Source organism: Pseudomonas sp. 5C2, from assembly GCF_034314155.1.
Classification (GTDB): domain Bacteria; phylum Pseudomonadota; class Gammaproteobacteria; order Pseudomonadales; family Pseudomonadaceae; genus Aquipseudomonas.
The window spans coordinates 1,671,290-1,693,181 of the sequence record NZ_JAVIWH010000003.1; the positions used below are offsets into that span (position 1 = coordinate 1,671,290).

Consider the following 21,892-nt stretch of genomic DNA (forward strand, 5'->3'; position numbering starts at 1 on the left):
GGGCGCGTCTTTGCTTTATCAGATGGAGAGCGCTATGGCTTGGAATGAGCCGGGTGGCAACTCGAATAATCAGGATCCTTGGGGTGGTAAGCGCAAGGGCGGCGACCGCAAGGGGCCACCAGATCTCGACGAGGCCTTCCGAAAGCTGCAGGAAAGCCTGAACGGGTTGTTCGGTGGTGGTAAAAAACGTGGTGGCGGCGAGGACGATGGTCAACGCAAGGGCGGCGGTTTAGGTCTGCTCGGCATTGGTCTGGTCGTCATTGCGGCTGTCTGGCTGTATAGCGCCATCTATGTCGTGGATGAGCAGGAGCAGGCCGTAGTGCTGCGCTTCGGCAAGTACTACGAAACCGTCGGTGCGGGTCTGAATATCTATTTCCCGCCATTCGATCGTAAATATATGGAAAACGTCACGCGTGAGCGTGCCTATAGCAAGCAAGGGCAGATGCTGACCGAAGACGAAAACATCGTCGAAGTGCCGCTGACCGTGCAATACAAAATTACCAACCTGAAAGATTTCGTGCTGAACGTCGATCAGCCGGAAGTCAGTCTGCAGCATGCGACTGAGAGCGCTTTGCGCCACGTAGTGGGTTCCACTGCGATGGACCAGGTGCTGACTGAAGGTCGTGAGCTGATGGCCAGTGAGATCAAGGAGCGTCTGCAGCGCTTCCTCGATACGTATCGCACCGGCATCACCGTGACTCAGGTGAACGTACAAAGTGCTGCTGCGCCGCGTGAAGTTCAGGAGGCGTTCGATGATGTGATTCGCGCCCGGGAAGACGAACAGCGTTCGCGTAACCAGGCTGAAACCTATGCTAACGGTGTGATTCCCGAAGCGCGTGGCCAAGCTCAACGCATCGTCGAAAATGCCAATGGCTATCGCGATGAAGTCGTGTCCCGCGCCAAGGGTGAAGCTGATCGTTTTACCAAGCTGGTCGTCGAGTACCGCAAGGCTCCAGAAGTGACGCGTGAGCGTCTATATCTGGACACCATGCAAGAAGTATTCAGCAACACCAGTAAGGTTCTCGTGACCGGTGGCAACAAAGGGCAGAACAACCTGCTCTATCTGCCATTGGACAAGATGATCGAAAGCGGTCGTAGCACCACTGCTCCGACAACCGGCGCACCTGCCGCTGCCAATGAAATCGGCGCACGTGCTGCGACCGAGTCTCAACAGCAGCACGATGCGCGTTCAAGGGAGAGTCGCTGATGAGCAATAAATCGCTGATCGCCCTGATTGTTTGTGTCGTGCTGGCGGTCGTTGCCTGGAATAGCATCTACATCGTTGCTCAGACTGAGCGTGCGGTCTTGCTGCAATTCGGCCGTGTCGTCCAGGCGGACGTCCAGCCAGGTCTGCATGTGAAGGTTCCGTACGTCAATCAGGTGCGCAAGTTCGACGGGCGCTTGATGACCCTCGATGCACCGACGCAACGTTTTCTGACGCTGGAAAAGAAAGCGGTCATGGTTGATGCCTATGCCAAGTGGCGGGTGAAGGACGCTGAGCGTTTCTACACTGCGACTTCCGGTCTCAAGCAGATCGCTGATGAGCGTCTGTCACGCCGTCTTGAATCCGGGCTGCGCGATCAGTTCGGCAAGCGCACCTTGCATGAAGTGGTGTCGGGTGAGCGTGATGCGTTGATGGCGGATATCACCGCTTCGCTCAACACGATGGCAAGCAAAGAGCTGGGCATTGAAGTTATTGATGTCCGGGTCAAAGGCATTGACCTGCCGAAAGAAGTGAACCGCAGCGTTTTCGAGCGGATGAGTACCGAACGTGAGCGTGAAGCGCGTGAGCATCGGGCCAAAGGTAACGAGTTGGCAGAAGGCATTCGTGCCGATGCCGATCGTCAGCGTCGGGTTCTTCTGGCAGAAGCCTATCGTGAGTCTGAAGAAGCTCGCGGTGATGGCGATGCCCAGGCGTCCGCGATCTACGCCAAGGCCTACGGTCAGGATCAGGAGTTCTACGCGTTCTATCGTAGCCTGCGCGCCTACCGTGAAAGCTTCGCGAACAAAAGCGACGTGATGGTGCTGGACCCGAGCAGCGATTTCTTCCGTTATCTGGAAAAATCCAAGCCGTAACCGGTTCACCCCGCCGGGCGGCAAAACCGCCTGGCGGGGTGATCGTTTAGGAAAACGTGTGTATGATGCGGCAGCCGGGAAAATCCCGGCTTTTTTGCGTCTGCACGATTGATTGGCCATGGCGTGGTAAAGCGCTGGGCAAGGTTTTTCGAGGAGAGCGGTTTGTAAAGCGGGTCTCGGACCGCTCGTTCTGTTGGGCTTGCATGTAAAAGCGCTCAGAATGTGACCGCACTCTGCTTCACTCAAGGCTCGCCCTCAGGGCTGGCCGCCCGGATCATAGGGGATTGGCGTAATGGCAACGGTTGACCGCTGGCTGCTACCAGATGGCATCGAAGAAGTACTGCCGCCGGAAGCGGCGCGCATTGAAGTGGCGCGCCGTCAGGTGTTGGATCTGTTCCAGAGCTGGGGCTATGAGTTCGTCGTCACCCCGCATATCGAATACCTGGAGTCGTTGCTCACGGGCGCGGGTCAGGACCTGGATCTGCGTACCTTCAAGGTGATCGATCCGCAATCAGGCCGGCAAATGGGTTTCCGTGCCGATATCACGCCGCAAGTGGCGCGTATCGATGCGCACACCTTGCGCCGCGAAGGGCCTAGCCGTCTGTGCTATGCCGGCAGCGTGTTGCATGCGCAGCCGCGAGCCTTGTCGTCCTCGCGTAGCCCGATTCAGTTGGGCGCCGAGTTGTACGGCGATGCCAGCCCGAGCAGTGATGTCGAAGTCATTAGCCTGATGTTGACTATGCTGCAGCTGGCCGACGTGCCTGATGTGCATATGGACTTGGGCCATGTCGGTATTTACCGTGGCCTGGCACGTGCCGCCGATTTGTCTGGCGAGGTCGAGCAGCTGTTGTTCGACGCTTTGCAGCGCAAGGCGATAGACGAAGTCATCGCGCTCACCGCTGATTTGCCAGCTGATCTGGCTGCGATGCTGCGCGCGCTGGTCGATTTGTGTGGTGGTCGTGAAGTGCTTGCGTCCGCTCGTGATCGACTGGCCCATGCGCCTGCTCCAGTGTTGGCTGCCCTGGATGATTTGCTGGCGATTGCCGAGCGCCTTTCCGCGCGCTTCCCGCAATTGCCGCTGTACTTCGATCTCGGTGAGTTACGGGGTTATCACTACCACACCGGCGTCGTGTTTGCGGTGTTCGTGCCGGGCGTAGGTCAGATGATCGCCCAGGGCGGTCGCTATGACGACATCGGCGCGGACTTTGGTCGGGCGCGCCCGGCTACGGGCTTCTCCACGGATTTGAAAACCCTGGTCACCCTGGGGCGTGCGGACATCGAGCTACCGTCTGGCGGTATCTGGATGCCGGACAGTACTGATGCGGCACTCTGGCAGCAGGTCTGCCAATTGCGTAGCGAAGGTCATCGTGTGGTTCAGGCATTGCCTGGGCAGTCGGTGTCTGCCGCGCGTGAAGCCGATTGTGACCGGCAATTGATTCAGCATGATGGGCTTTGGCAGTTAGTGCCGCTGGCTTCTTGAGTTTCCCTGTCGGCCGCAGCCGGCACCAAGTTTGCGCGAATGAGGACAAGTGTTATGGGTAAGAATGTCGTAGTCCTGGGCACCCAATGGGGTGATGAGGGCAAAGGCAAGATCGTTGATCTGCTGACCGAACATGCTACCGCTGTAGTTCGATACCAAGGGGGCCACAACGCGGGTCACACCCTGGTCATCGATGGCGAAAAAACCGTATTGCACCTGATTCCGTCCGGTGTGCTGCGCGAAGGCGTGCAGTGCCTGATCGGTAACGGTGTGGTGGTTGCGCCTGACGCACTCATGCGAGAAATCATCAAGCTTGAAGAGAAGGGTATTCCGGTACGTGAGCGTCTGCGTATCAGCCCTTCCTGCCCGCTGATCCTGTCCTATCACGTTGCGCTGGATCAGGCGCGTGAGAAGGCTCGTGGCGAGCTCAAGATCGGCACGACCGGTCGTGGTATCGGCCCGGCCTACGAAGACAAGGTCGCACGTCGCGGTCTGCGCATCGGCGACCTGTTCCACCGCGAGCGTTTCGCGGCCAAGCTGGGTGAGCTGCTCGATTACCACAACTTCGTTCTGGTCAATTACTACAAAGAACCGGCCATCGACTTCCAGAAAACACTCGACGAGTGCATGGAATACGCTGAACTGCTCAAGCCGATGATGCTCGACGTCACTGCTGCGCTGCATGAAATGCGCCGCGAAGGCAAAGACATCATGTTCGAAGGTGCCCAGGGTTCGCTGCTGGACATCGATCACGGTACTTACCCGTACGTGACCAGTTCTAACACCACGGCGGGTGGCATCGCGACCGGTTCTGGTTTTGGTCCGATGTACCTGGATTACATCCTCGGCATCACCAAGGCTTACACCACTCGCGTCGGTTCGGGTCCTTTCCCGACTGAGCTGTTCGACGATGTTGGTGCGTTCCTGGCCAAGCGCGGTCACGAGTTCGGTGCAACCACCGGTCGCGCTCGCCGTTGCGGCTGGTTCGATGCCGTCATCCTGCGTCGCGCAATCGAGATCAACAGCATCTCCGGTCTGTGCCTGACCAAGCTCGACGTGCTCGACGGTCTGGAAACCATCAACATCTGCATCGGTTACAAGAACGAAAATGGTGCAGTGATCGATGCTCCAACCGATGCTGACAGCTACATCGGCCTGATGCCGGTTTACGAAGAAATGCCGGGCTGGACCGAATCGACCTTGGGCGCTAAAACCCTGGAAGAACTGCCCGCAAACGCCCGTGCTTATATCAAGCGTGTGGAAGAGTTGGTCGGCGCGCCGATCGATATCATTTCCACTGGCCCGGACCGCAACGAGACAATCGTGCTGCGTCATCCGTTTGCTTGATAAATCGTTGAAATAGTTACTGGAATGCGACAAAGGGCCACTTATGTGGCCCTTTGTCGTTTCTGTCTATCGGTTAGTGCTGGCGCGGCACGGCGCTTGCTGTAATTATCGTTCCAAAGAGTGCCATCATTTTAATGGCATCCGTAGTAGAGGAATAATCCCGTGTCCGCCGTCCTTTCTCTTTTACGTAGCCGCTTGTTGCGGCCTGTGTTCATTGCCCTGGGTGTCGCCCTTTTGGTGCAGGTGTTGGTCGCGGTTGCTCTGACCCGGAGCACGGTGACGGCGCTTGAGGCAGATTTGGCCACTCGACTAGGTGTAGATTCGCAACACCTGTCTGCGGAGCTGGAGCAAGCGAGTCGGGAAGTTACTTCCAGTCTGGATGCGTTGTCATCCAGCACTCGTCAACGCCTGAGTGCAGGTTTGTCATCGCGTCTGAAGGATGAGCAGGTGCAGCTGCGCGGCACGCTCGAAAAAGACCTCAAGGACTCGGCTAATGATATGGCGCAGTTGCTGGCGGCGGTCGCTCCGCGTGCCATGTGGGATAACGATACGCCGACTCTGTCGGAGTTTGCCCGCCGCGCTCAGCGCAATCCCAATGTGCTGTTTGTCATCTATGACGATGCTCAAGGTGAGCACCTGACGCGTTATCTGAATCGCGATAGCCCGCAGATTAAAGCCTTGCTCGCCAAAGGGGAGGGTGACCGGGCGATGGATAAAGTCCTGAACGCCGCCAGGAATGATCCTTCGGTGTATTACGTCGAGGCCGGGATCAGTCCTAATGGCGTCGAAATCGGCAAGGTGCTGATGGGGGTTTCTACCGCAACGGTCGAGCAGGACCTTGCGGCTCTGGACAAGCGCTTCTCCGCTTTAATTGTCGGTGGCGAACAGTTGGTCTCTGACAGTTTGGTGGGGGCGGCGGCCGATAGTTCCGCCGCGTTACGTACGCGTTTGCAGGGGGCGCAAACCGCTGCCTCGGCAATGGCCGCCAACACCAGCATCACGGTCCAGGAGGCGGCAGCGACATTGCGCTGGAGGATCGGTCTGGGACTGGCACTGGTCGGTCTCGGCGTATTGCTGCTGCTGGCCGTAGTGCTCGGGCGCCGGGTCGTGAGCAAATTGCACCTGCTGATTGCAGCGCTGGATGATCTGGCTGCTGGCGAAGGCGACTTGACCAAGCGCGTACAGCTCAACAGTAACGACGAAATCGGTGACATGGCGTCAGCGGTCAATCGTTTTGTCGACAAGCTTCAGCCTATCGTGCGTGAGGCGGGGGATGTGGCGCAGCGTACCGGGGTGGAAATTGGCGCCTTGAGCCTGCGTAACGCCGGGTCGGGCAAGGCGGCTGAATTGCAGCGAGATGAAGTGGCCGCCAGTCTCAAAGCCCTTTCGCAGATGGCGGATGAGGCTCAGGCAGAAAGTAATGCAATGCAGGCGGCCTTGAAGCAGGTTGTCGACATTCGAGTCGCGACCGACGAAAACACGCGGACGTCAACGCAGGTGGGTAACTTGATCGAAGCGTTGGCGGGGCAGGTTGATACCGGCGCCAAGGTCATTGAGCGTCTGGCCCAGCAAAGCGAGCAGATTGAAGTGGTGCTGACGGTTATTCACGGTATTGCCGAGCAAACCAACTTGCTGGCCCTTAACGCGGCAATCGAGGCTGCGCGGGCGGGTGAGACGGGTCGCGGTTTTGCGGTGGTGGCAGACGAAGTGCGTGCGCTGGCCAGCAAGACTCAAAGCTCCACAGGTGATATCCAGGCGCATATCGGGGCCTTGCAGCAGGGTGCCAAAGAAGCGGTGGCAGCGATTGGCTTGGCAGGTCGGCAGGCCAGCGAGGGGCTGGCGGTGTTGCGCAGCAGCGCCAAGCTGCAATTGACGGTGCAGGCATCGGTAGAACAGGTTCATGCCGCCATAGGTCTTGCAACCGAGGCTGCGGCGCATCAGGCGCAGGGCGCGCAAGCGGTGAGGGGCCGAGTGGAAGTTATTCATGCTCAGGCTCAGCGCGCGGCTCAGGCGGTTGTAGAAACCACGGCCAGCGGTAAGGTGCTTGATGGTCTGGCTGCACAATTGAAGGCAAGCCTGGGTCAGTTCCGCGCCTGACGGCGCTGAGCTACAGAGTTGGAAGAGGGTGCGCCAGGCGCACCCTGGGGTGGCGGCTTTTGATGGTTGATCTAGAATCTCAAACGCAGAAAACACAAAACCGAGCACGGGGCTCGGTTTTGTTTGAATTGGTGCCCAGAAGAAGACTCGAACTTCCACGACCTTGCGGTCACCAGCACCTGAAGCTGGCGTGTCTACCAATTTCACCATCTGGGCAGTTCGTTGGGTTCAGCAGCAGCTGTTAAGCTATTGTTTACTTTCAACTACAACAACGTTTGCCGTCGTTGTGGGGCGCATCATACGGAGGAGCTTAGTACCTGTAAACCCCCGTTGTGAAAAATATTTTTGAAATAGCGAACGGAGATAGCAAATGGTGTCTTCGCGTTTCAATCCGGTATATGCCAAACTAAATATATATAGATAAGGTGAACTCATTCTAATGGCCGATTGGCAGTCCCTCGATCCCGAGGCCGCTCGTGAAGCGGAAAAATACGAAAACCCTATCCCCAGCCGTGAGCTGATTTTGCAGCACCTTGCCGATCGAGGGTCTCCGGCGAGTCGCGAGCAATTGGTGGAAGAGTTTGGTCTGACAACTGAAGACCAGTTCGAAGCCCTGCGTCGCCGCTTGCGCGCAATGGAGCGCGATGCTCAGTTGATATACACCCGCCGGGGCACCTATGCCCCCGTGGACAAGCTCGACCTGATCCTGGGGCGGATTACCGGCCACCGTGACGGTTTCGGCTTCCTCATCCCTGATGACGGCACCGATGACCTGTTCATGAGCCCTGCGCAAATGCGTCTGGTGTTCGACGGCGATCGTGCTTTGGCGCGGGTTTCCGGTCTTGATCGTCGGGGTCGTCGCGAAGGCGTGATCGTCGAAGTGATCTCCCGTGCGCACGAAACCATCGTGGGTCGCTACTTCGAAGAGAGCGGCATCGGTTTTGTCGTGCCCGACAATCCGAAGATCCAGCAGGAAGTCCTGATTACCCCTGGCCGCAACTCCAGCGCCAAGATCGGTCAGTTCGTCGAGGTGAAGATTACTCACTGGCCGACGCCGCGCTTCCAGCCGCAAGGCGATGTGGTCGAAGTCGTGGGCAATTACATGGCGCCCGGCATGGAAATCGACATTGCCCTGCGCACCTACGATATTCCGCACGTCTGGCCTGAAGCGGTGCTCAAAGAAGCTGCCAAGCTCAAGCCGGAAGTGGAGGAGAAAGACAAGGAACACCGCGTCGATCTGCGTCATCTGCCGTTCGTGACCATCGATGGCGAAGATGCTCGCGACTTCGACGATGCGGTTTTCTGCGAAGCCAAGCCCGGCAAGCTGCGTCTGTTTTCCGGTGGCTGGAAGTTGTACGTCGCCATCGCCGACGTATCGAGCTACGTCAAAATCGGTTCGGCGCTGGACGCTGAATCGCAAGTGCGTGGCAACTCGGTGTACTTCCCCGAGCGCGTGATTCCGATGTTGCCCGAGCAGTTGTCCAACGGCTTATGCTCGCTGAATCCGCACGTCGATCGCTTGGCCATGGTCTGTGAAATGACCCTGTCCAAATCCGGCGAGATGACTGATTACCAGTTCTACGAGGCAGTCATTCACTCCCATGCCCGCCTGACCTACAACAAGGTCAGCTCGATCCTGGAGCAGCCAAAAACGGCTGAAGCCAAGGAATTGCGTGGCGAATACGCCGGCGTCGTGCCGCACCTGAAGCAGCTTTATGCGCTGTACAAAGTGCTGCTGAGCGCTCGTCATACCCGTGGCGCGATTGATTTTGAAACTCAGGAAACCCGGATCATCTTCGGTACTGAGCGCAAAATCGCCGAAATCCGGCCGACCACGCGCAACGATGCGCACAAGCTGATCGAGGAATGCATGCTGGCGGCCAACGTGGCCACGGCTGAATTCCTGAAAAAGCACGAAATTCCAGCCTTGTACCGTGTGCACGATGGTCCGCCGCCAGAGCGTCTGGAAAAACTCCGGGCCTTCCTCGGCGAGCTGGGTCTGTCGCTGCACAAGGGCAAAGACGGTCCGTCGCCGAAGGATTACCAGGCGCTGCTGGCAAGCATCAAGGACCGTCCGGATTTCCATCTGATCCAGACCGTGATGCTGCGTTCGTTGAGTCAGGCGGTGTACAGCGCGGATAACCAGGGTCACTTTGGCCTGAATTACGAGGCGTATACGCACTTCACTTCGCCGATTCGTCGCTACCCGGATTTGCTCACGCACCGGGCTATCCGCAGCGTGATCCATTCCAAGCAAGATACCCCGCACGTTCGTCGTGCGGGTGCCATGACCATCCCGAAAGCGCGCATCTATCCATACGATGAGGCGATTCTGGAGCAGTTGGGCGAACAGTGTTCCATGAGCGAACGCCGTGCCGACGAAGCTACGCGTGACGTGGTCAACTGGCTCAAGTGCGAGTTCATGAAAGACCGCGTGGGCGAGTCGTTCCCAGGCGTGATCACGGCGGTTACCGGTTTTGGTCTATTCGTTGAGCTGACCGACATCTACGTCGAAGGCTTGGTGCACGTCACTGCCTTGCCGGGCGATTACTACCACTTCGATCCAGTGCATCACCGCTTGGCGGGCGAGCGCACCGGTCGCAGCTTCCGCTTGGGCGACACTGTTGAAGTGCGGGTCATGCGCGTCGATCTCGACGAACGCAAGATCGACTTCGAGATGGCTGAAAAAACCATCAGCGCGCCGATTGGTCGCAAGCGTCGTGGTGCTGAGCCGGCTGCGACGGAAAAAGCAGCTGCGCCAGCCAAGGCGGGGCGCCGTGGCGCTTCGACCAAGGCTGCGCCAGTGACTGAAGCCTATCGCCCAAGCGATGCCGTCGCGAAAAACGCGGAAGTGCGCAAAAGCCGTGAGCTGAAGCAGGCCTTGCTGGCAGAAGCGAAAGGTGGTGGAAGGGCGGCGTCGGGAAAGTCCAGTAAAGTGGATTCCGATTCGTCGGCCAAGCCAGCCAAACCGAGCAAACACCGTAAAGGCCCGCCAAAAGCGGGCTCGGCCCCTGCTGCGAAAAGCGGTGGGGTGCGTAAACCTAAGGCCAAGTCATGAGTCAGTTGGAAAAAATCTACGGTTTGCATGCTGTAGAAGCGTTGTTGCGTCACCATCCGAAACGCGTCAAGCAAGTCTGGCTGGCTGAAAACCGCAACGATCCGCGGGTTCAGGTGTTGATCCAACTGGCTAACGAAAATCGTGTGTCTGTGGGTCAGGCCGAGCGTCGCGAAATGGACGTCTGGGTCGAAGGCGTGCACCAAGGTGTGGTTGCCGAGGTCAGCCCGAGTCAGGTGTGGGGTGAAGCCATGCTTGATGAGTTGCTCGACCGTACCGAAGGCGCGCCACTGATTCTCGTGCTCGATGGTGTGACCGATCCGCATAACCTCGGCGCGTGCCTGCGCACTGCCGATGCGGCCGGTGCGCTCGCGGTTGTGGTGCCAAAGGACAAGTCGGCGACATTGACGCCGACGGTCCGGAAAGTGGCCTGCGGCGCGGCGGAAGTCATCCCGTTGGTGGCGGTCACCAACCTGGCCCGCACCCTTGAGAAGCTTCAGCAGCGCGGCCTTTGGGTCGTGGGTACGGCGGGTGAGGCTGAGGTTGAGCTGTATCAGCAAGACCTGACCGGCCCGACGATTCTGATCATGGGCGCCGAAGGCAAGGGCATGCGTCGCTTGACTCGCGATCATTGCGATTACTTGGTGCGCCTGCCGATGGCCGGCAGCGTCAGCAGCCTGAACGTCTCTGTGGCGACGGGCGTGTGTCTGTTCGAAGCGTTGCGTCAGCGCAGCGTCAAGGCAGCCGCGAAGAAGTAACCCTTGTAGGCGCGCGCTTGTCCGCGATGGAACGATAACGCTGTGTGTCAGGCAGACCGCGTCGTTGCTATCGCGGGCAAGCGCGCTCCTACAAGTATTGAGTAGTACTCATTGCTCAAATAATCACCAATTGCCTTGCGCCCCACCAAGCCCTTCTCTACAATTGCGCCCCTTGCTGTCATGGCAGGCGCTCATGTGCCTGTCCCTGAGCAAGACAAACAGTGTCATTCACTCCTTGTCTGACCGCTTTTTAGTTAGCGGCAGGCTACAACCCGTAAGGAGCATTCATGCGTCATTACGAAATCATCTTTTTGGTCCACCCGGATCAAAGCGAGCAAGTCGGCGGCATGGTTGAGCGTTATACCAAGCTGATCGAAGAAGACGGCGGCAAAATCCACCGTCTGGAAGATTGGGGTCGTCGTCAACTGGCCTATGCAATCAACAATGTTCACAAGGCTCACTACGTGATGCTGAACGTTGAATGCACCGGTAAAGCTTTGGCTGAACTGGAAGACAACTTCCGTTACAACGATGCCGTGATCCGTAACCTGGTCATCCGTCGCGACGAAGCCGTTACTGGCCAGTCCGAGATGCTCAAGGCTGAAGAAAACCGCAGTGAGCGCCGTGAGCGTCGTGACCGTCCTGAGCACTCCGACAGCGCCGATGGCGATGACGGCGACAACAGCGACGCCAGCGATAACGCTGACGAGTAATCCACGGACCTTTTGAGGAGCCAATTACATGGCACGTTTCTTCCGTCGTCGTAAATTCTGCCGCTTCACCGCTGAAGACGTGAAAGAGATCGATTACAAAGATCTCAACACTCTGAAAGCCTACGTATCCGAGACCGGCAAAATCGTTCCAAGCCGTATCACTGGTACAAAAGCACGTTATCAGCGTCAGCTGGCCACCGCTATCAAGCGTGCCCGCTTCCTGGCCCTGCTGGCCTACACCGACAGCCACGGCCGCTGAGACCAGGCAGTCGACAAAGTAGTAAGGGATAGAACGCATGCGCGCCATGGCTAATTTCATCATGCGCGGCCGCGTGCAGGCCACTCTCGTAGTGGTCGGATGTGCGGCGTTGCCGCTGTTGTTCTGGTTGAGTGCTGCCGCGGGTTGCCTTGTGCTTCTGCGGCGCGGTTTGAGTGATGCCGTTGGCATCCTCGCCTGGGCTCTGCTGCCGGCATTGGTCTGGTGGTATTTCGGTGAACCCCGCACGCTTATGGTGTTGTTGGGTTCGCTAGGGTTGGCAGCGTTGTTACGTGCCAGCGAGTCTTGGGTCCGCGTGCTGCTGGTCAGCGTGGCATTGGGTCTGTTGTATGCAGTAATCCTGGGAGCGGTTTTCCGCGAACCCATCGACGCGATGGCGCTGGAGTTGCAAAAACTCCTGCCGCAAGTCCTCGATGGTCTCTACCAGCAGTTATCGGTAGAAGAGCGAGCGCGTCTAGGGGCACTGATTGCACCGGTCCTTAATGGCCTTATAGCGGCTTTGTTGCAGATCGTCAGTGTGTTGAGCCTGATTCTTGGGCGTTACTGGCAAGCGTTGTTGTACAACCCGGGTGGTTTTGGCCGCGAATTTCGCAGCATAAGACTCCCGCGGGTACCGGCGTTGGTGCTGCTGGTGTGCATGCTTCTGGGGCCGAATTTCGGTCCGCAGATGGCGATGTTGACACCGTTGTGCAGCGTACCGCTGGTGTTTGCAGGGCTGGCCTTGATACATGGCCTGGTGGCTGAAAAGCACCTTGGCAGGTTCTGGTTGGTGGGGTTGTACGTAACGCTGTTGCTGTTTATGCAGCTGATCTATCCGTTGCTGGTGGTGTTAGCCATCGTCGACAGCCTGATTGATTTTCGCGGTCGTTTCGCGTCGAAAGACGTCGATAACGGGTCTGCGAACGGTGAAGGTTAAAAGTTAAGAGGATTTTCACATGCAACTGATCCTTCTGGAAAAAGTCGCCAACCTGGGCAACCTGGGCGACAAAGTGAATGTTAAGGCCGGTTACGGTCGTAACTTCCTGCTGCCGTACGGTAAAGCTACCGCTGCGACCGCTGCCAACGTGGCTGCGTTCGAAGAGCGTCGTGCTGACCTGGAAAAACTGGCTGCAGACAAAAAAGCTTCTGCTGAAACTCGTGCTGCCCAACTGGCTGAGCTGGAAGTGACTATCACTGCCACCGCCGGTGACGAAGGCAAGCTGTTCGGTTCGATCGGCACCCACGACATCGCTGATGCACTGACCGCCTCTGGCGTTGAAGTTGCAAAAAGCGAAGTTCGTCTGCCGAACGGCACTATCCGTAACGTTGGCGAATTCGACGTAGCCGTGCACCTGCACAGCGACGTAGAAGCCACTGTACGCGTTATTGTTGTAGCCGCTTAAAGCAACACTCAATCGTCTGGCGACTTGCTCGTCAGACGGTTAACATCGGGCACGATCCTGTTCACAGGTCGTGCCTTTTGTCTTTTTGTTCCCCCTGATTCCGTGTGGCCATGAACGATATTTCCGCGCCCGAGCAATACGATCTGCAAACCGCTGCCCTCAAGGTGCCGCCGCACTCCATCGAGGCCGAGCAGGCTGTGCTCGGTGGCCTGATGCTGGACAACAACGCCTGGGAGCGCGTGCTCGATCAAGTATCGGACGGCGATTTCTATCGACATGACCACCGCCTGATTTTCCGCGCCATTGCCAAACTGGCCGATCAAAACAGCCCGATTGACGTCGTCACCCTTGCCGAGCAACTGGACAAGGAAGGTCAGACCTCGCAGGTCGGCGGCCTGGGCTACCTCAGTGAGCTGGCGAAAAACATTCCATCGGTCGCCAACATCAAGGCTTACGCGCAGATCGTGCGTGAGCGGGCGACCTTGCGTCAGTTGATCGGCATCAGTGCCGAAATCGCCGACAGTGCGTTCAACCCTGAAGGTCGCAGCGCCGCCGAGATTCTCGACGAGGCCGAGCGGCAGATCTTCCAGATTGCCGAAGCGCGTCCAAAAAGTGGCGGCCCGGTCAGCGTCAATGACCTGCTGACCAAAGCCATCGACCGCATCGACACGTTGTTCAACACCGATAACGCGATTACTGGCCTGTCTACCGGTTATACCGACCTCGACGAGAAAACCAGCGGCCTGCAACCGTCTGACTTGATCATCGTTGCGGGTCGTCCGTCGATGGGTAAAACCACGTTCGCCATGAACCTGGTAGAGAACGCGGTTCTGCGCAGCGATAAGGTAGTTCTGGTCTATTCGCTGGAGATGCCAGGCGAATCGCTGATCATGCGTATGCTGTCGTCGCTGGGTCGTATCGACCAGTCCAAAGTTCGCGCCGGGCGCCTGGAGGACGACGATTGGCCACGCCTGACATCGGCGGTCAATCTGCTCAACGACCGCAAACTATTCATCGATGACACCGCTGGCATCAGCCCTTCAGAGATGCGCGCGCGTACTCGCCGCGTGGTGCGTGAACACGGCGAAGTCGGCCTGATCATGATCGACTACCTGCAATTGATGCAGATCCCGGGTTCCAGTGGTGACAACCGTACCAACGAGATTTCCGAGATTTCTCGCTCGTTGAAATCCCTGGCCAAAGAATTCGCCTGCCCAGTGGTCGCCTTGTCCCAGCTCAACCGTTCCCTTGAGCAGCGCCCTAACAAGCGCCCGATCAACTCCGACTTGCGTGAATCCGGAGCGATCGAGCAGGATGCTGACGTCATCATGTTCGTTTACCGGGACGAGGTGTACCACCCGGAAACCGAGCATAAAGGCATCGCCGAGATCATCATCGGCAAGCAGCGTAACGGTCCCATCGGTACAACGCGGCTGGCGTTCATCGGCAAATACACCCGTTTCGAGAACCTCGCGCCGGGCAGTTACAACTTCGACGACGAGTGATTCGCTGGCGACCTTGCAGGCACGTCAGCGCCTGCAGGGGATTTCAGCCAGCACACCCTTTTCCGACCATTGCGGTCGGAATTGGTTATTTTTTGTGCTATATTCCGCGACCGCGATTTTGTCGATAAAAATCGCCTCCCTGAACACCAACGCCGGTCATCGTCATGCAAGCAGCCAAGCCGTTATTTGACTATCCCAAGTACTGGGCCGAATGTTTCGGACCAGCGCCTTTCCTGCCCATGTGCCGGGAAGAAATGGATCAGCTGGGTTGGGATTCCTGCGACATCATCATCGTTACCGGGGATGCGTACGTTGACCATCCGTCGTTTGGCATGGCAATCATCGGCCGGCTGCTGGAGTCCCAGGGCTTCCGCGTCGGGATCATTGCCCAGCCGAACTGGCAGTCCAAAGACGACTTCATGAAGCTCGGTGAGCCAAATCTGTTCTTCGGTGTCGCTGCCGGCAACATGGACTCGATGATCAACCGCTACACCGCCGACAAAAAAGTGCGCTCCGATGACGCGTATACGCCTGGCGGTATGGCCGGTAAGCGTCCAGACCGTGCCAGCCTGGTGTACAGCCAGCGCTGCAAAGAAGCCTACAAGCATGTGCCGATCGTATTGGGCGGTATCGAAGCCTCGTTGCGCCGCATTGCCCACTACGATTATTGGCAAGACCGGGTTCGTAACTCGATCCTCATAGACGCCTGCGCCGATATCCTGCTGTACGGCAACGCGGAGCGGGCCATTGTCGAAGTCGCCCAGCGTCTGTCCTACGGTCACAAGATCGAAGACATCACCGACGTGCGCGGCACCGCATTCATTCGTCGCGACACGCCGCAAGGCTGGTACGAAGTTGATTCCACGCGTATTGACCGTCCGGGCAAGGTCGACAAGATCATCAACCCATACGTCAACACCCAGGACACCCAGGCCTGCGCCATCGAGCAGGAAAAAGGTCCGGTGGACGATCCGCAAGAAGCCAAGGTCGTGCAGTTGTTGGCCAGCCCTCGGATGACTCGCGATAAGACAGTCATTCGTCTGCCGTCCATGGAAAAAGTCCGCGCTGACGCCGTGCTCTATGCCCACGCCAACCGCGTGTTGCACCTGGAAACCAACCCGGGCAACGCCCGCGCACTGGTACAGAAGCACGGCGAAGTGGACGTCTGGTTCAACCCGCCACCGATTCCGATGACCACCGAAGAAATGGACTACGTGTTTGGCATGCCCTATGCGCGTGTTCCGCACCCGGTGTATGGCAAGGAGAAAATCCCGGCCTACGACATGATCCGTTTCTCGGTGAACATTATGCGTGGCTGCTTCGGCGGCTGTACCTTCTGCTCGATCACCGAGCACGAAGGGCGGATCATTCAGAACCGTTCCGAAGAGTCGATCATTCGCGAGATCGAAGAAATTCGTGACAAGGTTCCGGGTTTTACTGGCGTGATCTCTGACCTCGGCGGCCCGACCGCGAACATGTATCGCATCGCCTGCAAGAGCACCGAGATCGAATCCGCCTGCCGTAAACCGTCCTGCGTGTTCCCTGGCATTTGCCCGAATCTGAACACCGACCACTCGGCGCTGATTCAGCTGTACCGCAGCGCCCGGGCATTGCCCGGCGTGAAGAAGATCCTGATCGCCTCCGGCCTGCGCTACGACCTGGCGGTCGAGTCACCGGAGTACGTCAAAGAGTTGGTGACTCACCACGTCGGTGGTTACCTGAAGATCGCCCCGGAACACACCGAGGAAGGTCCGCTCAACCAGATGATGAAACCGGGCATTGGCAGCTATGACAAGTTCAAGCGCATGTTCGAGAAGTATTCGAAAGAAGCCGGTAAAGAGCAGTACCTGATCCCGTACTTCATCGCAGCCCACCCAGGCACCACCGATGAAGACATGATGAACCTGGCGCTGTGGCTCAAGGGCAACGGTTTCCGCGCCGATCAGGTGCAGGCGTTCTACCCGTCGCCGATGGCCACCGCCACCGCTATGTATCACTCGGGCAAGAACCCGTTGCGCAAAGTGACCTACAAGAGCGACTCGGTCACTATCGTTAAAAGCGAAGAGCAACGCCGGCTGCACAAGGCATTCCTGCGCTACCACGACCCGAAAGGCTGGCCGATGCTGCGTGAAGCCCTCATACGCATGGGCCGCTCCGACCTGATCGGGCCGGGCAAGAATCAGCTTATCCCGCTGCATCAACCCGCGACGGATAGCTATGAAAGCGCCCGTCGCAAGAACTCGACGCCGGCTGGCAGCCATAAGGTTGCCAAGACCACGAAGAGCACGCTGATTCAGACCCAGCACACGGGTCTTCCACCTCGTGCAAGCGATGGCGGCAACCCGTGGGACAAGCGCGAAGAGGCTAAAGCAGCGGCGTTTGCCCGCAACAAACAGGCGGCCAAAGAGCGCATTGAGGCCGCCAAGGGCGGCAAGAGCCAGCGGCCCGTGCGCAAGCCAGTGGTTCCACGCTAAGCAGCGAGCCCATGCACCACAACGCCAGCCTCAGGCGAGCGTTGTGGTCAGGCCGTCAGGCGTGTTTAACGTCTTCGGTCAAGGTAGCCGGCCTCCTTCGAACACCGTGAACTCCCCATCAGGCACTTTCGATTTAAGTGCCATGAGCCCCGCAGTGCAGGACTGGCAGGTCGGATAGGTTGAAAAAACCTCTATCGATTCCACCTTGGTAAAGTCAATTTTATCGGCGTTTAGTGCGTTCAATATCATGTGCTCGCTGTCCATCATCCTGTGATTTCCTGACGCGTTAGCGGTCAGGTCGGGAAGGAAGAGGGCCTCGTGAGGGTCCGCTTTACGCGTGCCGACCGGGTTTTTAGTTCGCTGAGCGTTGATGTAATGCGTTTTGTCCGGCGACACCGCGATGCCTGCCTTGGTGATGTTCCAGTTTTTCAGCGTGGAGTCATCGCCTTTGTCGACCTGTTTTGTCAGTGGAAAATCAAGACGAGGCTTTTTTAAGCCTGACAGGCTGTAATAGACTTTCGTCGGTTGGCTGTCTGAATCTTTTGATTTGATTTTTACGTACGCGAAGTTTTTGTTTTCAGGGGTCAGGCGTTGTGTCGTTGCCCGCTGTGTAATGTTGTCTGCGGTAAATGTTGTCTCTGACACGTGCAGCCTGTTCAGTTCAGTGGCAATCCCCGCTCTCGCTGTCAGCGGAGTGTTCAGGTCGAGCGACGTCCATGAGGGCCTGTTAACACGAGCAGCCACAACAGCGCGGTCTTGAGTATATTTGCAAAAGAGTGCCGCCTGCTGAGGCGTAGTACCCATGTCGAAAGGCCCCCCTACAAATGTGCTGATGTAGGTTTCCCTTCCCGCAACGATGTCCCGCCTGATCGCGTTCAGGTCGGCGTCGATGACGGCGGGGCTAAGTTCTTTTATGTACCTGTTCGCATCATAAGAGCCATTATAAATATAGATAAGATAGTGTTCATCTTTGAGGCGGGTTGCCGAGTCCACGTTATTAATGTTCACCTGTATTCTGGTTAAGGCCAGCGACCGGTCGTCAAAAAAATTTCCAGAGTAATAAATGCCCTCGTCCGCCTGGGTAACGATGACTCTCGCGCCGCCGACTGTTCGTTTTGCGACAACAGCCGAAATGATACGGGTATCTTTTATACCCTCCACCAGACCCTCTTTAATCTCGATCTGTTTGAAAATATCGTTTCCCCCCGTAACGTTTGCCGTAATTTTCTGCTTGTAGTTTTTAGGCAGAAGTAGCGTGGTTGCTGGTTGTTTAATGAGTCGGCCGTTTTTTATTTCATGGACACTGCGTTGATGAACCAGTGTGCCCGTATCGGCGGCGGTCACGCGCCTATCTGTAAACCAGGGCACGGCATCGACCCCCTGTGTCCGGGCCGCGTCAACGTTACTGTGTCCTGCATTAATGAACCTGTTCGCGGCACACTTAATAAGGTCGTCCGGTGATCTTTTAAGTCGGCAAGGCACTTTCAAGAGCGGGTCCAATTCATCTGCTTTGTTTAAAGCCCGTGCCCGCTTCAATACAGACTGCCCGTTCTCGCGGGTTATCTTTTTATACGTAATGCCGCCAGCTTCCAGAAAGAGATCATCCCCCCAGCGCGTCCAATGTTTAGTAAGGTTCGGTGTCGTGTCCAAAAGCGTCCAGCCGCCATTCTGATCATTGAGTGCGATGTCTGTGGGCACATGGCGACTGAGGCTGCCTTGGTCGTTGATACGCATCAATGGCGCGCCATAGGGCTGACGTGTCATGGGGTCGACAAGATAAGGTGTCGAACCTTTTGCCGATGAACGAAGGTCATGATAAGTCAGCACGTTTTGATGCTGATTGACCTTTCGCACGCGATAGCGGCTGTCTGATAATGTCCAGACGGCTTGTTGTTCGTCGGTGACCAGACGTAAACCCTTATTGCCATGACGGACTATCGTCAGCCGATCCCTCAACTGTTTGACGCCAACCCGAAGTAAGCGCGTGCCTGCATGATTCAGTTTCAGGACGACGTGTGTGCCGGAGTTGAACAGGGTGAAAACTCCGTCTAACGGGTTAATTGCCGTCACTGCGGTGACAAGGTAGTTGCTGGCAAGAGGCGCCAGGCGGGGCAGGCTGGCTCTGAGGCCAAATGTCGCGGCATTGCGCACGAAGCGAAACGTGAGGCTACCGACTTTTGCCAGCGGCGCTATTAGAGAAAGCACATCAAAAGCAAGTCCGATCGTGGCCATGATGATAGTGCGAAGGTCGCCCGACTTGATGCCCGAAACAAGATCTTCCAGTGGACCCCATATAGGGATGACGTAGTCTTTCAGAAACGCCACCGCATCGACCGAGCCGTCGAACAGGGTGACTCCCCTGGCCGCTTCGCGCAGTTTACTTTCGCTTTCGAAAAGATAACCTTGGGCCACGTCACGGCCTATCTGCGCCGCTCGCAACGGTCGCCAGGTCTCCGCCAGCGCTGTTGTGTGCTGGGCAGGAAGATACCCGTGGAGAAAGTGAACAACCGCGGTAGAAGTGGTGTTTAACAGAGGCGCAGCCCCTGTGGCGTGTGCGTTCAGGTCGAATGGCAGCAGCGTCCCACGACGCATAAAGGCGCTGTTGCGGAGCTTGATTGCATTGGATATCGGCGCAAGAGCGAGGTCATCCCTGCGACGGATAAACCCTGCATAAGGCAACACTTCATGAACGTTTTCTCGGCCTTCATGGGTGGCGTGGATGATGAATCCATACCGCGCCATCAGTGGCAGGAAGTTGCGATCATCATCGTCCAGCGCAATGTTGGCGGTAGGTTTACGCAATCCATATAACTGAACATGGCCTTGTTCAATGGCGTCGCGTTCTTGCTTGGGAAGATCGCTGATGAGCGCCATGATGATGTGTTCATAGGCAGCCTTTGTGCTTTTCAGCCATGACCCGAAGTCGGCCTCGAATGCGGTGGGTATGTCAGGAAGGTCTTTGTATCTTAAAAACTGCGGGTGGAAGGCGCCAAGCTCATAGAGATAGGGCGGGATCCACGCAGGGTTATCCCCCTTTAATCGACCAGAGGCCAGCAGGTCCAGAGCCGAATAACTCGCGGGTCCGTTAGGGTAGAAGTTTCTGTAGTCGACTGAATAACGGCGTCTGTTGGCCTGTAGGGTCATGTCCAGGTCTGTCTCCGGAAAACTGATGAATTCAGTCTCTGGAGGCAAGTTCCATTCGGCCAGTGTTTTTCGTGTCATGTCCATGCGTTGGGGGGCAGGTTGTTTAAGCTGTTGTATGGCGTTCTCTAGCGTTTCTTCGTGGTCGGTAAACTGCGCCATTGCCGTGTTGCGCTGTTCCGTTGAATAGCCTCCGTCTTCCGTGGGCTGGATCACTGTGTGCGCAGTGGCCCACTGTATGGCTGGCGGTGTAAGTGTTGCCGAAATCAATAACTCTTGTTCGGGTGTCGCCGTGCCGAGCAAGGTCGATGCATAGGTTGAGAGCTGCTGGTAATTCATCGTCAGCGCCGAGCCGGGTTCAATGGCGTGGGCAAGGTTGATGCCGTGTTGAAAATGCACCCACGCCGAACTCCATCGGTACCCGAGTTCGGGGGGCGAACCTTCAATCTGGAAGTCGACCGGGTAATGCGCTCTCAGCAAGAAACTGACCAGCACTGCCGTTTTGTCATAGGCCGCTATGCCGTGCTGCTGGTAGTGCTTTTCAATGTCGTCACGCAGGGCGCTGTAACTTTTCCCCGCGTTTTCTGGGCTTTCAAATTCATAGCCCAGCAGGTTTGAGGCAGGGTCCAACGCCCGCGCGAGCGCGTGATGTACCAGTTTCGCAACGATGGCCGGTGATGTCCTCTGGTGTGCGTGGGCTCCATACCAGCCCAGGGCAACTAGCAGGCTATGGGCAAGACGTTGTCCTTCGGCAGACTCCACGATCTTTGCAAACGTGGTCATTGGATAGGCGCGAATGTCGGCGATCAGCGACGACCTCAGAAAGGTCCCGCCGAGTTGATCCACCCAAGGCGCAGCACTGCCTGACATGAAGTGTTTGAGCGTCTCGATGACGAGTGCGCCGTCGATGTTCTCGCCGATATCTACCGTTTCACGGGTGATGATTCGAAGTACTGCTTCTTGGGTGGCTTGCAGCGCATCAATGCAAACCCGACTCTCGACCTGATTTGTTGGCGGCGTCAAACCATAGCGTTTCAGCAGTTGAAAGGGTTGTACCGTACCGTCGCCGTACAGTGCTCCACCCAGTTGATCTGCGGTATCAAACAGTGCTTTCAGGGCGTCCCTGAGTTCGTCCGATGCCCTGATGATCAGGGTCAGATCGTGATCTGTTCGTTCAGCATCATATCCGCGCAGCCCCTGGGTCCTGGTAATACTGACCTCGGTGAGTGACCCTATTTTTTGAGCCGCACAGACGTCGATAAATGTACGGGTGGCCGCGAAGGCATTCAACGTGTCGACTGCCGCGGCATAGTCCTTGTGAAAGGGCGTGCCGGGAGTGGGTTGAAGACGGGGTATTTCGAAGTTGAAATCGCTGGCAGTTTTTTTCGCAGTAAGCACGTCCAGCAACAGTGCGAAGTCACCCAATTCAGGGCGGCCCCAATGAGTGAAAGGTGTGTGTTTGGTCGGTGCTGCTAATGAGGTTTCAATGTTGGCGTTGAGCATTTCTATTGAGGTTGTCTCTAAAGATGTCATTTCCACGACTCGATCTATGCCCTCGCTGGGGGAGTCTTGTTCGTGCCCGCCCAT

Annotated in this window: 14 protein-coding genes and 1 tRNA gene; 13 read left to right on the forward strand and 2 right to left on the reverse strand. The window is 57.1% G+C overall.

Annotated elements, in window-relative coordinates:
* Positions 1-34: 34 nt before the first annotated feature.
* The 5 genes from hflK to RGU44_RS22390 all read left to right on the forward strand — a co-directional run bounded on the left by hflK (position 35) and on the right by RGU44_RS22390 (position 7,000).
* On the forward strand, positions 35-1,207 hold the full coding sequence (gene hflK / locus RGU44_RS22370; protein ID WP_322177575.1) for an FtsH protease activity modulator HflK: 1,173 nt from the start codon (positions 35-37) through the stop codon (positions 1,205-1,207).
* Positions 1,207-2,076 (forward strand): protease modulator HflC, encoded by an 870-nt coding sequence (hflC, locus tag RGU44_RS22375; RefSeq protein ID WP_322177576.1) that lies wholly within the window; start codon positions 1,207-1,209, stop codon positions 2,074-2,076. The genes hflK and hflC overlap by 1 nt, the downstream gene beginning before the upstream one ends.
* 292 nt (positions 2,077-2,368) lie before the next feature.
* Positions 2,369-3,556 carry an ATP phosphoribosyltransferase regulatory subunit gene (locus RGU44_RS22380; RefSeq protein WP_322177577.1) on the forward strand — a complete coding sequence of 396 codons (1,188 nt, stop codon included), beginning with the start codon at positions 2,369-2,371 and terminating at the stop codon, positions 3,554-3,556.
* A 54-nt stretch (positions 3,557-3,610) separates the two neighbouring features.
* Positions 3,611-4,903 (forward strand): adenylosuccinate synthase, encoded by a 1,293-nt coding sequence (locus tag RGU44_RS22385; protein ID WP_219062433.1) that lies wholly within the window; start codon positions 3,611-3,613, stop codon positions 4,901-4,903.
* Positions 4,904-5,065: 162 nt separating this feature from the next.
* Positions 5,066-7,000 carry a methyl-accepting chemotaxis protein gene (locus tag RGU44_RS22390; RefSeq protein WP_322277962.1) on the forward strand — a complete coding sequence of 645 codons (1,935 nt, stop codon included), beginning with the start codon at positions 5,066-5,068 and terminating at the stop codon, positions 6,998-7,000.
* Between the two features lie 129 nt (positions 7,001-7,129).
* Here the strand turns inward: RGU44_RS22390 and RGU44_RS22395 are convergent.
* Positions 7,130-7,216: transfer RNA gene (locus tag RGU44_RS22395), tRNA-Leu, on the reverse strand.
* A gap of 223 nt (positions 7,217-7,439) precedes the next feature.
* On the opposite strand from RGU44_RS22395, the gene rnr reads away from it, so the two are divergent.
* The 8 genes from rnr to RGU44_RS22435 all read left to right on the forward strand — a co-directional run bounded on the left by rnr (position 7,440) and on the right by RGU44_RS22435 (position 17,164).
* Positions 7,440-10,058, forward strand: coding sequence for a ribonuclease R (gene rnr / locus RGU44_RS22400; protein WP_322277963.1), 2,619 nt, complete (start codon positions 7,440-7,442; stop codon positions 10,056-10,058).
* Positions 10,055-10,813 carry a 23S rRNA (guanosine(2251)-2'-O)-methyltransferase RlmB gene (gene rlmB / locus RGU44_RS22405; RefSeq protein ID WP_322177580.1) on the forward strand — a complete coding sequence of 253 codons (759 nt, stop codon included), beginning with the start codon at positions 10,055-10,057 and terminating at the stop codon, positions 10,811-10,813. The genes rnr and rlmB overlap by 4 nt, the downstream gene beginning before the upstream one ends.
* 287 nt (positions 10,814-11,100) lie before the next feature.
* Positions 11,101-11,526 carry a 30S ribosomal protein S6 gene (gene rpsF / locus RGU44_RS22410; protein WP_020293663.1) on the forward strand — a complete coding sequence of 142 codons (426 nt, stop codon included), beginning with the start codon at positions 11,101-11,103 and terminating at the stop codon, positions 11,524-11,526.
* Positions 11,527-11,554: 28 nt separating this feature from the next.
* Entirely contained in the window at positions 11,555-11,785 is a 231-nt protein-coding gene (gene rpsR / locus RGU44_RS22415) for a 30S ribosomal protein S18 (protein ID WP_002551829.1), read from the forward strand.
* A 37-nt stretch (positions 11,786-11,822) separates the two neighbouring features.
* The gene (locus RGU44_RS22420; RefSeq protein WP_219062437.1) at positions 11,823-12,719 is read left to right on the forward strand and encodes a hypothetical protein; all 897 of its coding nucleotides are present in this window, start codon (positions 11,823-11,825) and stop codon (positions 12,717-12,719) included.
* 19 nt (positions 12,720-12,738) lie between these two features.
* Complete coding sequence (rplI, locus tag RGU44_RS22425; RefSeq protein WP_322177581.1) at positions 12,739-13,185, forward strand: 50S ribosomal protein L9; 447 nt, start codon at positions 12,739-12,741, stop codon at positions 13,183-13,185.
* Between the two features lie 110 nt (positions 13,186-13,295).
* A complete protein-coding gene (dnaB, locus tag RGU44_RS22430) occupies positions 13,296-14,690 on the forward strand; it encodes a replicative DNA helicase (protein ID WP_219062439.1) in 1,395 nt (464 codons plus the stop codon).
* A gap of 164 nt (positions 14,691-14,854) precedes the next feature.
* Positions 14,855-17,164: a YgiQ family radical SAM protein gene (locus RGU44_RS22435; RefSeq protein ID WP_322177582.1), complete on the forward strand. Its 2,310-nt coding sequence runs from the start codon at positions 14,855-14,857 to the stop codon at positions 17,162-17,164.
* Positions 17,165-17,242: 78 nt separating this feature from the next.
* On the opposite strand, the gene RGU44_RS22440 is transcribed toward RGU44_RS22435, so the two are convergent.
* The gene (locus RGU44_RS22440) at positions 17,243-21,844 is read right to left on the reverse strand and encodes a hypothetical protein (protein ID WP_322277964.1); all 4,602 of its coding nucleotides are present in this window, start codon (positions 21,842-21,844) and stop codon (positions 17,243-17,245) included.
* Positions 21,845-21,892 lie beyond the last annotated feature (48 nt).

Excerpts from the sequence above, each read along its gene's own strand:
- rplI (WP_322177581.1), top strand. The coding sequence starts at position 12,739 with ATGCAACTGATCCTTCTGGAAAAAGTCGCCAACCTGGGCAACCTGGGC.
- hflC (WP_322177576.1), top strand. The coding sequence starts at position 1,207 with ATGAGCAATAAATCGCTGATCGCCCTGATTGTTTGTGTCGTGCTGGCG.
- RGU44_RS22420 (WP_219062437.1), top strand. The coding sequence starts at position 11,823 with ATGCGCGCCATGGCTAATTTCATCATGCGCGGCCGCGTGCAGGCCACT.
- RGU44_RS22435 (WP_322177582.1), top strand. The coding sequence starts at position 14,855 with ATGCAAGCAGCCAAGCCGTTATTTGACTATCCCAAGTACTGGGCCGAA.
- rnr (WP_322277963.1), top strand. The coding sequence starts at position 7,440 with ATGGCCGATTGGCAGTCCCTCGATCCCGAGGCCGCTCGTGAAGCGGAA.
- dnaB (WP_219062439.1), top strand. The coding sequence starts at position 13,296 with ATGAACGATATTTCCGCGCCCGAGCAATACGATCTGCAAACCGCTGCC.
- RGU44_RS22385 (WP_219062433.1), top strand. The coding sequence starts at position 3,611 with ATGGGTAAGAATGTCGTAGTCCTGGGCACCCAATGGGGTGATGAGGGC.
- hflK (WP_322177575.1), top strand. The coding sequence starts at position 35 with ATGGCTTGGAATGAGCCGGGTGGCAACTCGAATAATCAGGATCCTTGG.
- rlmB (WP_322177580.1), top strand. The coding sequence starts at position 10,055 with ATGAGTCAGTTGGAAAAAATCTACGGTTTGCATGCTGTAGAAGCGTTG.
- rpsF (WP_020293663.1), top strand. The coding sequence starts at position 11,101 with ATGCGTCATTACGAAATCATCTTTTTGGTCCACCCGGATCAAAGCGAG.
- rpsR (WP_002551829.1), top strand. The coding sequence starts at position 11,555 with ATGGCACGTTTCTTCCGTCGTCGTAAATTCTGCCGCTTCACCGCTGAA.
- RGU44_RS22380 (WP_322177577.1), top strand. The coding sequence starts at position 2,369 with ATGGCAACGGTTGACCGCTGGCTGCTACCAGATGGCATCGAAGAAGTA.